The sequence below is a fragment of the Candidatus Clostridium helianthi genome (genome assembly GCF_045310795.1).
GTDB lineage: Bacteria > Bacillota > Clostridia > Clostridiales > Clostridiaceae > Clostridium > Clostridium helianthi.
On the sequence record NZ_JBJIAB010000009.1, the window covers coordinates 132523 to 145705 of the forward strand.

General features: G+C 29.7%; 11 protein-coding genes. 10 read left to right on the forward strand and 1 reads right to left on the reverse strand.

The window, feature by feature from the left end:
• Window positions 1–146: 146 nt before the first annotated feature.
• From ACJDTP_RS09760 to ACJDTP_RS09775, 4 genes are all read left to right on the forward strand, one after another.
• On the forward strand, window positions 147–1487 hold the full coding sequence (locus tag ACJDTP_RS09760) for a potassium channel family protein (RefSeq protein WP_406761049.1): 1341 nt from the start codon (window positions 147–149) through the stop codon (window positions 1485–1487).
• Window positions 1488–1659: 172 nt separating this feature from the next.
• Entirely contained in the window at window positions 1660–2253 is a 594-nt protein-coding gene (locus ACJDTP_RS09765) for a TetR/AcrR family transcriptional regulator (RefSeq protein ID WP_406761050.1), read from the forward strand.
• Between the two features lie 80 nt (window positions 2254–2333).
• On the forward strand, window positions 2334–3155 hold the full coding sequence (locus ACJDTP_RS09770; RefSeq protein WP_406761051.1) for a nitroreductase family protein: 822 nt from the start codon (window positions 2334–2336) through the stop codon (window positions 3153–3155).
• Between the two features lie 387 nt (window positions 3156–3542).
• Window positions 3543–5549, forward strand: coding sequence for a methyl-accepting chemotaxis protein (locus ACJDTP_RS09775; RefSeq protein ID WP_077844312.1), 2007 nt, complete (start codon window positions 3543–3545; stop codon window positions 5547–5549).
• Window positions 5550–5660: 111 nt separating this feature from the next.
• Here the strand turns inward: ACJDTP_RS09775 and ACJDTP_RS09780 are convergent, their stop codons facing one another.
• The gene (locus ACJDTP_RS09780) at window positions 5661–6353 is read right to left on the reverse strand and encodes a 5'-methylthioadenosine/adenosylhomocysteine nucleosidase (RefSeq protein WP_012061067.1); all 693 of its coding nucleotides are present in this window, start codon (window positions 6351–6353) and stop codon (window positions 5661–5663) included.
• A 433-nt stretch (window positions 6354–6786) separates the two neighbouring features.
• Between ACJDTP_RS09780 and ACJDTP_RS09785 the strand changes: the two genes are divergently transcribed.
• From ACJDTP_RS09785 to ACJDTP_RS09810, 6 genes are all read left to right on the forward strand, one after another.
• Complete coding sequence (locus ACJDTP_RS09785; RefSeq protein WP_017212254.1) at window positions 6787–7548, forward strand: tRNA threonylcarbamoyladenosine dehydratase; 762 nt, start codon at window positions 6787–6789, stop codon at window positions 7546–7548.
• A 179-nt stretch (window positions 7549–7727) separates the two neighbouring features.
• Window positions 7728–10526, forward strand: coding sequence for a sigma-54-dependent transcriptional regulator (locus tag ACJDTP_RS09790; RefSeq protein WP_077854779.1), 2799 nt, complete (start codon window positions 7728–7730; stop codon window positions 10524–10526).
• A gap of 214 nt (window positions 10527–10740) precedes the next feature.
• A complete protein-coding gene (locus ACJDTP_RS09795) occupies window positions 10741–11163 on the forward strand; it encodes a mannose/fructose/sorbose PTS transporter subunit IIA (protein ID WP_031276367.1) in 423 nt (140 codons plus the stop codon).
• A gap of 74 nt (window positions 11164–11237) precedes the next feature.
• Window positions 11238–11729, forward strand: a complete 492-nt coding sequence (locus ACJDTP_RS09800) for a mannose/fructose/sorbose PTS transporter subunit IIB (RefSeq protein ID WP_023976850.1) — start codon at window positions 11238–11240, stop codon at window positions 11727–11729.
• Window positions 11730–11878: 149 nt separating this feature from the next.
• Window positions 11879–12670 carry a PTS mannose/fructose/sorbose transporter subunit IIC gene (locus ACJDTP_RS09805; protein ID WP_012061062.1) on the forward strand — a complete coding sequence of 264 codons (792 nt, stop codon included), beginning with the start codon at window positions 11879–11881 and terminating at the stop codon, window positions 12668–12670.
• 21 nt (window positions 12671–12691) lie between these two features.
• Window positions 12692–13183 (forward strand): PTS system mannose/fructose/sorbose family transporter subunit IID (locus ACJDTP_RS09810; RefSeq protein WP_406761052.1); only part of this gene is annotated, 492 nt, incomplete at its 3' end.

Here is a 13183-nt window from a genome sequence, read left to right on the forward strand (position 1 = left end):
TGTCATTGTTGTGTGGTAACTCAATTATAACAAGGATTTATCATAGATGTTTTTTTATTTTATTCAGTTGTAAAATTATTCAAGTGTTTTTGCACTATTATAGATAATAAAATAAAAGTTATATATACTTTAGGATGAGGTAGATAATGAATAGAGAAGTATTAACTAAAGGCTTTGATGAATTAGAGCTAGGAAAAGATATTAAAGAAACAGATGATTTTATATTGATTGATAAAGATGGAGTTATATTAGAATATAGAGTCATTTCTACAGAGCAAGAGCTATTGGAATATCTTGATAACCATAAAGGTCATATAGAAGATAGAAGTGACTTATTAGTGGCATTTGAATGTAATAATATTTTAGGAGAATTTTATAATACGATATTTTTAAAGAAATTTAGATTTGATAGTTATTCTAATAATGAAATAAATAATTCCTCGTTATTGATATTTAATAATTGTGAGTTTGTTGAGGATATAGAATTATTAGGTGGAGATTATAAAAGAATAAAAATTAATAATTGCTTAATAAGAAATAACATGTTTGTAAGGTTCATAAATTGTGATAAGTTAAGAATAAGTGAAACTATAGTTAAAGAAAGCATAGTAGTGGAAAATTCTGAGTTTGGAAAGTTCTATGGAAATGCATCTATATTTAAAGAAAATTTACTTTTTCAAGAAGTTAATATACTAAATGATTTTATTTTGGATAAAATCAAAGGGGAAAAAGAATTGTGTTTTGTTGATTGTAGGTTCGAAGGGTTAAGTAAGTTAGAGTTAGATATAAATGGAGAATTAAGTTTTTTACAATGTTCTTTTTATAAAAAATCAGAAATTAATTTTGATGATCTTAAAGGTAAGTTTAGTTTGTACAAGACTAATTTCTCAGATAAGTGTTATCTGGAGTACGAGTTGTTGGAAAATAAAAAGTACAAGCCTTTGATTTTTGATAATGACTTTAAAAAAACAAAATGGAATTTTTTGATTGTATCAGATGTATATAAATCGAGCGGAAGGATAGATCAATATCTAGAAACGCTGTATTATTTTAAGAAGTATGAGAGACTGGAAAGAAAAAGTAAAAATAAAGGTAATTCTAATTTGCTGTATTATTTAATTGGAATAACCACGAAGTATTATACAAGTTGGGAGAGAACACTATTATCTATGATAGTGGTGATTATATCATTTTTTTTACTATACTGTTTTTTTCCGAATCTGCTTATGTGCAAAGATGTTCAATTGAATTCAAAAAATCTATTCATAGCAGTATTTGAAATGTTTAAGACTTCAAATTTTGATATTAATTTTTTAATTAGTAAATTTGGTAATACATTATATTTTACAATAATAACATTTACGACGGTTGGATACGGCGATATAATTCCACTGAATTGGATGAAGATGGTTGTTGGTTTAGAATCATTTTTAGGAGTATTTTTTACATCAAGCTTTGTAGTATCTCTATCACGAAGATTTATGTAATAAAATTAACTCTTGAGAATTTATAAATAGGGATAAAAAAATCACTGCATTTTGCGGTGATTTTTATTTATAAAAATTCGTTAGCTTGACAAATAAATGTTGAATAGTATACTGTATGATATACAGTATGCTATTCAACACATAAAGTATTATAGAAATAGGAGGTGACAATATGGGAGAAAATGATGCTAAAGAAAAGTTGATAGCTGTTACTATACATATGATATGTGAAGGTAAAAAGCCTAGTGAAATTACTGTAAAAGATATTACTGAGAAAGCAGGACTGGGTAATGGTATGGTAAATTATCATTTCCAGAGTAAAGATAATTTAATTCGTTTAGCAGTAAAAAAGGTTATGAGCTGTGCAACGAGATCTTTAAGTGAGAAAATGAAATCAAAGAATAATGAATCAGCAATTAATAGACTTACTTTCATATTAAAAGAAGTTGCAAACTTTATTGCAGATAATTCTGAAATTTCTAAGATTGCGATTTTAGATGACCTGGAGAGTAATCAGATGACAGCACATCTACTAGATTCAGAGGAGTCGTATAATAAGTGTCTTAGAGAACTTTATGGAGATGACATGCATAAGTTCTGGATTAAGAACTATTTGATTGCAGGATATCTAAATTACATATTTTTAAAAGCAGAAAATATAAAAAATGAAATGGGATTTGACTTCTATAAAAAAGAAGATAGAGAAAAAACAATTGAAAATTTAGTTAATGAACTAGCAAATTGTAAAATGTCTAAGATGAAATAGGCAGGCAAATTTATATAAATATATTGTTAGCACTTAAAAATAATAATAGATGAATTTAATATAAAAGGAGTAATTATACTATGATGATTGTAGATAAAGAAAAGTGTGTGGGATGTGGACTTTGTGTTAAAGATTGTTTTCCTAATGATATTGAAATAAATGGGAACAAGGCAGAAATTAAAAATGTTAGATGTATGAAGTGTGGACACTGTATTGCAGTTTGTCCTAAAGAAGCAGTATCTACAGATGAATATAATATGGAAGATGTAAAAGATTATAATGAGTCTGAGTTTAAGATAGAATCAGAGAAACTTCTTAATTTTATTAAATTTAGGAGGACTACAAGACAATTTAAAGATAAAGAAGTAGAAAAAGAAAAGATATTAAAAATTATTGAGGCTGGTAGATTCACTCAAACTGGAACTAATAGTCAAAATGTTTCGTATGTGGTTGTAGAAGATAACATTGAATTATTAAAGGAAATGGCTTTAAGAAACCTAAAACTTAGAGGGGAAGAAATGCTTAAAAATCTAAATCCACAAACTTTACCTTTCAAGAGATATGCACAAATGTGGATTAAAATGTATAATGATTATAAAGAGGATTCTAAGAAGAATGATAAATTATTTTTTAATGCACCTGCGTTGATTCTTGCAGTTTCAGATTCGACTGTGAATGCTTCTTTAGCGTCATCCAATATGGAACTTATGACTAATGCGTTAGGTCTTGGAACATTTTTTAGTGGATTCTTTACAAGGGCGGCACAAGGAAATGATGAAATAAGAGACTTGCTTGGTTTAAAAGGTAAAGAAGAAATTGTAACATGCATGGTTGTTGGATATCCTAATGTGAAATATGTTAGAACTGTTCCAAGAAGAGATGCAAATATTTCGTGGAAATAAAAATTAATATCATATAGCAAAAAATAGAGTTATCTTAGATCAGGTTTCTGGTATAAGATGACTCTATTTTATTGATAAAAATTAAAAATCTTTGTAATCAAAAATAATTATTTATGATAATAACGTAATTAGGTCGGATTAGATATAAGATTAGCTTAACATTTATATTTGGTAGTAAAAGTGAATATTAAGATTAAGTATATTCAATTAGCTTATTTTCGACTACTTGAATATAGTAAAATACAATGTTATCATGAAAATATTATATTTGCCCTGTTAAGCTATATTATTACAAATAAGTTGTGTTTATATTTATTATTTGTAGTACTGTGTATATGAATGGAGTTTATTCTAGAAAAAGATAAAGTTTATAGGAGTGTTAATGAAATGAATAGAAATAGTAAGCTGTTTAGAAAGATAGTGATTGGAATTATCATTATGCTTCTACTTCCAACTATAACTGTTGGATTAGTAGCAATTTTTAAGTCTAATGTTGTTTTGGAGAATAATTTAAAGACTACAAGTGTGCAAACTATTAAAGAAGTTGATAAAGGTTTTTCGCAATATCTAGAAATTTTAAATACTCAATTGAGAGTGATATCGAAAAATGCCGATATCAAAGATTTATCAAATCCGCAAGTAGATCATGCACTAATATCTAAATATGTACAAGGTATGTTTAAAGATACTAAGGATTCAATAAATGGAATTATTAATGCAGGATATGCAACTGAATATGGAGAGCTTGTATTAGATAGTGGAACGATGAATATTAATGATTTCAATTATAAAGAAAGGGAATGGTATAAGAAAGCTAAGGAAGCTGATGGAAAGGTTGTATACATAAAACCATATAAAGATAGCGTAACAGGAAAGCAAGTAATGACAGTTGCTCAGGCTGTTAAAGATAATAATGGACAAATCACTGGGGTAATAGTAATAGATATGTCTTTAGACTCCATGCAAGAATATATTAGTAACATAAAACTACTGAATACGGGATTCATAGTACTAGTTGATAACGATGGAGATGTAGTAGCAAATAACAATAATAATAAAGAGATAGATGATAATATTAGTAAATTACCATTTTGGGAATCAGCTAAAAATGAAGAAAGAGGAGTATATAATTGGGAAAATAATGGGAAAGCATTTTATGCCTGTCAAGAAACAGATGCTTTAACAGGGTGGAAAATGGTAGGTATAATTGATGGCAAAGAAGTAACAAATAATGTTTTAACAATGAAGGTAACAGTTATTACTGCTAATTTATTATGTGTAATTATAGGAATAATTATATCAATGATTTCAGCATCGTATATTGTGAAAGAAATACATAAATTAAAAGAAGCGTTTAGTACAGTAGCTGAAGGAGACTTCAGTAAAAGAATAATTGTAACGGCTAAAGATGAATTCGCTGAGCTTGGAGATAACTTTAATTTTATGGTAGAGAATATCTCGAAGTTATTGAAAGGAATTCAAAATACATCATCTGATTTATTGGAGGCATCAGGAAATATATCTAGTATGTCTGAGGAAACAACTGCATCAGTATCAGAAGTTTCAAATGCAATACAAGAAGTTGCAAATGGAGCTACAAATCAAGCGCAATCAGCAACAGAGGTTGCAACGAGTACTGAAGAATTATCAAATAGGATAGATGAAGTTGATGGAGAGACTAATCATATTAATGAGTTAGCTGGTGAAGCTGAGAAATTAGGTACTCAAGGATTATCTATACTTAATGACTTGATATTTAAAGCTGAAAAGTCTAAAGAAAATGCAATTAAGTCTGGCGGCATGGTTCATGAAATGGGAGAAAGTATAAATAAAATAAATTATATATCGGACGTAATAGCAGGAATAACTGAACAAACTAATCTTTTAGCTTTAAATGCAAGTATAGAAGCTGCAAGAGCTGGAGAAGCAGGAAAAGGCTTTGCGGTGGTTGCAGAAGAAATCAGAAAACTAGCAGAAGAATCAAAAAAATCTACAGATGAAATAAAAGCAATTGTTTCAGAAATAAATAATAAGAGCGATTCTACTAAAATAGCTATGAAAGAAAGTAGAGAAATGTCACAGAAACAAGGACAAGCAATAAAGGAAACAGAAAGTATATTTAATGAAATAGTTGATTCTATAATTCCTTTAACAGGCGCAATAGAAAATATTAAGGTCTTAAATGAAAAAATGAAATTAAATAAAGAAGAAGTTAAGACACAAATTGAAAATATAGCAGCGGTTTCAGAGGAATCGGCATCAATATCTGAAGAGGTTACAGCATCAGCTCAGGAAGTAAATGCAACAATGGCAGAATTAACAGAGTATGCTGGCAATTTGCAACAAATATCATATAAATTGCAAGAGGAATTAAAGATGTTTACTGTAGAATAGTATTTTAAATAGGAAGACATTAATATAAAGAAAGCCATCTTTTGTAAGTGTATATAAATATGTTTAGACACTTTCAAGAGATGGCCTTTATATATTAAGATATTATTTTTACTACATCATTTCTAACATTTGTTTTATTATTCTAGTAGAATTTTTAACTGCGATTGGTACAAATTTCTCATAATCCATATGAGCACCATTATTTGCGTTATCAGAAATAGATCTTATAACTACAAAAGGAATTGCGTTTAGATAGCAAACTTGAGCTATACTAGCGCCTTCCATTTCACAAGATATTGCTCCAAACTCCTGATCAAGCCAATGAATTTTTTCTATATTTGCTATGAATTGGTCACCAGAAGCGATTCTTCCTGTAAAACTATTTAATTCTGCAATTTTCTCGCATGCATTCTTAGCTATAGAAACCATTTCTTTATCACATTTAAAGTCAAATGTATCGAGTCTTGGAATCTGCCCAACCTTATCTCCGAAAGCTGTAGTATCCATGTCATGTTGAACTAAATTTTCAGCAACAACAATATCACCAGGATAAATTTCTTTTCCTATTCCACCAGCAACTCCTACATTGATAATTTTATCTACTTTGTATTCAGATGCTAATATTTGAGTGCAAATAGCTGAATTAACTTTACCGATACCGCAAACTACAGCTACAACATCTTTTCCATATAATTTTCCTTTGTGGAAAGTCATATTAGCCTTATCTTTTTTTTCTTCAATAGTTAAATCATTTAGTAATAGTTCTAATTCTTCTGCCATAGCAGCAATTATTCCAATAATCATATATAAAGTGAGCCTCCTAAAATAATTAATTAATAAATATGATATAACCTATGTATATATTTAATTATTATGTAAATTTATTGAGCAATATATAGAAACTAGAAATGAACAAGTTCTTAATATGAACAAAAGCAGTAAATTTCATCATATCCATACTAAATTCAATAAATTATAGTAAAATAAATATTTTGGTTAAACATATATGATACTTAATATATATTATAATCATTAGTTTGACAATTTAATAGATAAATTTGTAAAATTATTTGTGCACTCCATGTGAGGGTAAAAGAAAGGCTTTGGTATTAATTAACATATATATGTAAATAATCATTATTAAGGCTATAATATATAATAATTATACTGCCAATTTTCGATTGTTTTTGTGTTATAATATCAATTAAAAGTATAAGATAATAAGGAGAGAAAATTTATGACAGCACAACATTCTTTATCAAGAACTGAACTTTTGATAGGTAAAGATGGATTAGATAAATTAAAACATAGTAAAGTTATTGTTTTTGGAGTAGGTGGAGTTGGAAGTTACACTATAGAAGCTCTTGCAAGAGCAGGAGTAGGTGAGTTAATCATAGTTGATGATGATACTGTTTGCTTAACAAATTTAAATAGACAAGTGCATGCTACATATAAGACAATAAGTCAACCTAAAGTAGAAGTGATGAAAGAAAGAATATTATCTATAAATAGAACATGCAATGTTATAACACATCAAATTTTTGTTACACAAGAAAATATAGAGTCTATAATTCCTGATGATGTAGATTATGTAGTTGATGCAATAGATACAGTGTCAGCTAAATTAGGTTTAGTAGAATATTGTTATAAAAAGGGCATAAGAATAATGAGTTCTATGGGAACTGGTAATAAATTAGATCCTACACAATTTAAAGTTACAGATATATTTAAAACGAAAATTTGTCCTTTGGCTAAGGTTATGAGATCTGAGTTACGTAAAAGAGGAATAGAAAAATTAAAGGTAGTTTATTCAGAAGAAGTTCCGATAAAACCTAACTATGATGATGTTGTTACATGTAAAACAGGATGTGTTTGTACTGGTGGTACTAAGAAGTGCGCTATTAAAAGACAAATACCGGGAAGTATATCATTTGTTCCTCCGGTTGCAGGAATGATAATTGGTGGAGAGGTTATAAAAGATATATTAGAAATAAAGTAATACTAGATTCAGGTATTGGTCTAAAAGCTTCAAGTATATAGTAAATTTATAGTGATTGATTTTAACTGACTCTTTTGGTTAAGTATATTGTAATTTTTTTAGTAAAAGGATACTATATATTTACTTGAAAGAGTTAGTTTTTTATTAATTATAGACAAATCTAAAAGAAGGTGAGCATCATGAAGCGTATTGATAGGATTTACAATTATATCGAAAATAGCTCAAAAAAATTTACAAAGGATAAGCTCTTAGAAGTTAAAGGATTTAGCGCGCAAGAGATAGGAGAACATCTTGAAATATTAAGAAGTAACGTATCAAGGGAACTTAATACACTATGTAGAGATTCTAAAATTATCAAGATTAAAAATAGACCTGTTCTTTACTTTGATAGAAAAAGTTTTGAGGAAATATTATCTGTAAAGTTACCAGACGACTTGGAAGAGATATCAGATATAATGAAATTTGCCTCGAGTGAAGATGTGGTAAGAGATGAAGAGCAATCTCCTTTTAACTATTTAATTGGAGCTAATACTAGCCTAAAAAATCAAATCGAACAAGCAAAGGCTGCGCTCTTATATCCTCCTAATGGACTTCACACCTTGATAATTGGAAGTACAGGAGTTGGAAAAAGCTTATTTGTTAATATAATGTACCAGTATTCAAAATATATAAAAAAGTTACCTGAAGATGCGCCTTTTGTTGTTTTCAATTGTGCAGATTACGCTAATAATCCACAATTACTTTTATCGTATATTTTTGGACATATTAAGGGGGCTTTTACAGGAGCTGATAAGGAAAAAGAGGGAATTGTTGAAAAGGCTGATGGAGGAATACTATTCTTAGATGAGATACATAGATTACCACCTGAAGGGCAAGAAATGATTTTTTATTTTATGGATACAGGAACCTATAATAAGCTTGGAGAAACAGATAGGCAGCGCAAAGCTAATGTATTGTTAATAGGTGCTACAACAGAAGATCCTAATTCTACATTACTAAATACTTTTATTAGAAGAATTCCTATAACCATAGTTATTCCGAATTTTGAAGAGAGATCATTACAAGATAAATTAGAACTTATACACTATTTACTTTCTAAGGAAGCTCAACGGGTAAATAAGACTATTAAAATTTCATCGGAGTCGATAAAAGCATTAATTGGAAGTACAACATATGGAAATGTGGGTCAATTAAAGTCAAATATACAGCTAGTTTGTGCCACAGGATTTCTAAATTGCATGAATACAGATAAATGTATTGAGATAAATTTAGATTTACTACCAGAAAGCATGAGAAATGGGATAGTTAATTTTGAAGGTAAAATAAAAGATGATTCCAATTTTTGGGGAAGGGTTCCTAGTACATTAGTGGTTAAACCTGATGGTAATAAAACTTTTTTAGAGACTGACGCTTATGAGCCACCATTTAATATTTACAATATTATAGAGGACAAGGCGTTTGTCTTACAAGAAGAAGGCATGAGTGACCAGGATATTAAAAATTATATAACAACAGATATAAATGTTCATTTAAAGCAATTTTATGCTAGATTCAAGAATGATGCGTATCGTAGAGAAGGTTTACTGAAAATTGTTGATAAAGATATTGTTGATTTTGCTGAAGAAATAAAAATGTTAGCTGAAAATAGATTGAGCAGAAAGTTAAGTGATAGATTTATATATGCTATAAGCCTACATTTCAGCGCGTTATTTAATCGTATAAAGAAAAACACAGTATCATTTTCAACAAATATTGAGTTAACATTATCATCTAATAGTAAAGAATATGGAGTAGCTAAAGAGATTCATAAGTTAATAGAGGATAGATATAACTTAATAATTCCAGAAGTTGAAATAGAATATTTAGCTTTACTTCTAAGCTCAATACAAGAATTATCACATCAAGAAAGAGTTGGAATAGTAGTTGCATCTCATGGTACAAGCACTGCTACAAGCATGGTGGCAGTGGCTAAAAAACTTTTTGATGCAGATAATATTGCAGCAGTTGATATGCCGCTTGAAAGAAAACCTGCTGATATTATAGACAGTGTTATTGAAAAAGTTAAGCAAGTAGATGAAGGGAAAGGTGTATTACTTTTAGTAGATATGGGATCTTTAAATAGTTTTGGTGAAGCTATAACGAAAAAGACCAAGATAAATATTAAGAGTATTGATATGGTATCAACGGCTCTAGTACTAGAAGCAGTCAGAAAATGCTCAATTTTTGATGCTGATCTAAATTCAGTATATTCATATTTAATTACTGATTTTAGAGGATATACGAATAATATGATGACAGAAGGTAAAATGGGAGAGGAGAATGCTATAATTACAATTTGCTCAACAGGTAAGGGCGCTGCAATTAAACTCAAAGAGTTAGTTGAAGCTGTAGCAAAGAATATCTCAATTAACGATAATGTTAGAATAATCCCAGTAGGATTAAATAATCTAAATGAGTCAATAAAACAGATTTCGCGGAAAAATAAAATTTTAGCACTTGTGGGAATAGCAAATCCTAATATGGGAATTCCCTTTATATCGATTGAAGAACTAATTGATGGATCTGGAGAAAATATTTTAAGAAATATAATTGAAGGAAAGGATATTAATCCGGTTATAAAAGGAGAAAATCAGATTGTTTTAAAAAATCTTTGTAAGCAAACTTTAACAGAGATTTTAACCTTTCTTAATCCTGAAAAGATATATTCGTTATTAGATGATTTTATAAAATCTATCGAAAAATCTTTGAATGTACATTATGAGAATCCAACTAAACTAAGAATTATGTTTCATGTTGCATGTGCATTAGAAAGGATGCTTTTAAATAATGGACTGGTATATGATTCATCTGATTCAGAATTAAATCCAAGATATCTGGAAGTGTTAAGAAGAGCAAATTTAATATTTAAAGAAGCTTTATCAATAGAGCTGACGGATGATGAGCTATACTATATGATTGATGTTATAGATGTGTGTTAAATTTAGTTTATATAAGAAAAATAATGTGTCAAAATACAATTAAAAGTGTGTCAAATAATACTTTAGAGTGTCAAGGTGAAAACTTATCCGCATTGTATGCGTTTAGAATTCATGTTTGGAGAAAGGTATTTGTTGACACACTTTTTTTGGCATGGGAATTGCTAGGTATATTGGTATAGAAATAATATATGTAGCAGGAAAGGATGATGAAATAATGATAGCAGTAATCATAGGTACTCATGGTATATTCTCGGAAGAAATCCTTAAATCAGCTGAAATGATTTTTGGAGTCCAAGAAAATGTGGGAAGTGTTACTTTTCAGCCAGGCGAGGGTATAGATGCTCTAGTTGAAAAATACAATTCACTTATAGAAAAAATGAATTCAACAGATGGCGTATTGTTCATGGTAGACCTTTTTGGAGGAAGTCCATTTAATGCAGCGAGCATAATTGCAATGAAGCATGAGAATATGGAAATTGTGACAGGTGTTAATCTCCCAATGATATTAGAGGTTCTAGGAAGTAGAGATTTTTCAAGTGTGTCAGAACTTTTATCAATTGCAGAAAATTCGGGAAAGGAGGCTATAAGAACTTTATCTAAAAATATTGCAGAGGATTTAGATGATGAGATAATATAGCAACCTATGATTAGTTAGTATAAGAATTACATGAATTTAATTATAATATGAAATTTGAAAGGTGAGATATAAAGATGGAAATTAGTTTTGTAAGAATAGATGACAGATTAATACATGGACAAGTTGCAACAGTTTGGACAAAGTATAGTGGATGCAATAGAATATTTGCCTGCAGTGATGAAGTTGCAGCAGATGACTTAAGAAAACAATTAGTAATTCAAGTAGCGCCTCCAGGGATAAAAGCATATGTGCTTCCAATAGCAAAGGCAATTGAAGCATATAATAATCCTAAATTTGACAGTTTTAAAACTTTATTCTTATTTACAAACCCTACAGATGTATTAAGAATGGTTGAAGGTGGAGTACCTATTAAATCTGTAAACGTCGGAGGAATGTGCTATAAAGCTGGAGATAAACAGGTTACAAATGCATTGTGCATGAATGATGTTGATATTGAGGCATTTAAAAAGCTTAATGAAAAAGGCATCGAATTAGAGGTGAGGAAACTAGCAAAAGATCCTAAAGTAAATTTGATGGACAAATTTAAAGAATTACAACTTATATAGACATAAATTTTACCTAAAAACCAAAGATAAGATCCTTTAAAAACTCTTAGATTTTGATGGAAGGAATAATAAATCCTGTTAAAAGATTAGATATATAAAATTTAAAAAAGTTTTTATATATAAATTAAAAGAAAGAGGGGAATTTACAAATGAGCACTTTACAATTAATTTTATTAGTAATAGTTGCAGCAATTACTGGTATGGCAAGTGTACTTGATGAGGCACAATTTCATAGACCAATAATTGCATGTACATTGGTTGGACTTGTACTAGGGGATATTAAAACAGGAATTATACTAGGTGGAACACTTGAAATGTTAGCATTAGGATGGATGAATGTTGGTGCAGCTATGGCACCAGATGCGGCGCTTGCAAGTGTAATTTCAGCAATACTTGTTATAATCGGTAAACAATCAATTGGAGCAGGTATAGCAGTAGCAGTACCAATTGCAGCTGCAGGACAAGTTCTTACTATATTTGTGAGAACAATAACTGTATTTTTCCAACACTTAGCTGATAAATATGCTGAAAAGGGTAACACAAGAGGAATAGAAATGTGTCATATACTAGGGCTATCACTTCAAGCAATACGTGTAGCGATACCAGCAGCCATAGTAGGAGTACTTGCAGGAACAGATGCAGTAAATGCAGCACTTGCAGCTATACCACAAGTTATTACAAGAGGACTTCAAGTGTCAGGTGGATTTATAGTAGTTGTTGGTTATGCAATGGTAATGAATATGATGAATAGTAAATCATTACTACCATTCTTCTTCATTGGATTCCTACTAGCAGCATTTACAAACTTCAATTTAATTGGTTTTGGTGCTGTAGGTGTTATTGCAGCAATATTCCATATAAAATCAATAGCTAATGAGGGTAAAGTAGCAGTAGCAGGAACAGGAAGTATTGATGATATTGATGATTCAGAGTTAATGTAAGTACAGAAAGGAGATAAAATAATGAGTGAAAAGAAATTAAATAAAAGTGATATAGTAAAAATGTTTATCCGTTCAAATTTCTTATTGGGATCATTTAATTTTGAAAGAATGCAAGCAATAGGTTTTTGTGTTACATTAATTCCAGCTTTGAAGAAATTATATAAAGGTGACGAATTAAGTGCAGCACTTAAAAGACATTTGGAATTCTTTAATACACAACCATTTATGGCAACGCCAATTATGGGAATAACAGCAGCCATGGAAGAACAAAAGGCAAATGGGGCAGATATAGATGAGGCATCAATAAGTGGTGTTAAGATTGGTCTTATGGGACCACTTGCCGGAGTTGGAGACCCAATATTCTGGGGAACACTAAGACCTGTGCTTGCAGCATTAGGAGCAGGACTTGCACTTACAGGAAGTATAATTGGACCATTAATTTTCTTCATAGGATTCAATGCAATAAGACTTGCAACAAACTGGTATGGAATGTTCTATGGATATGAAAAAGGA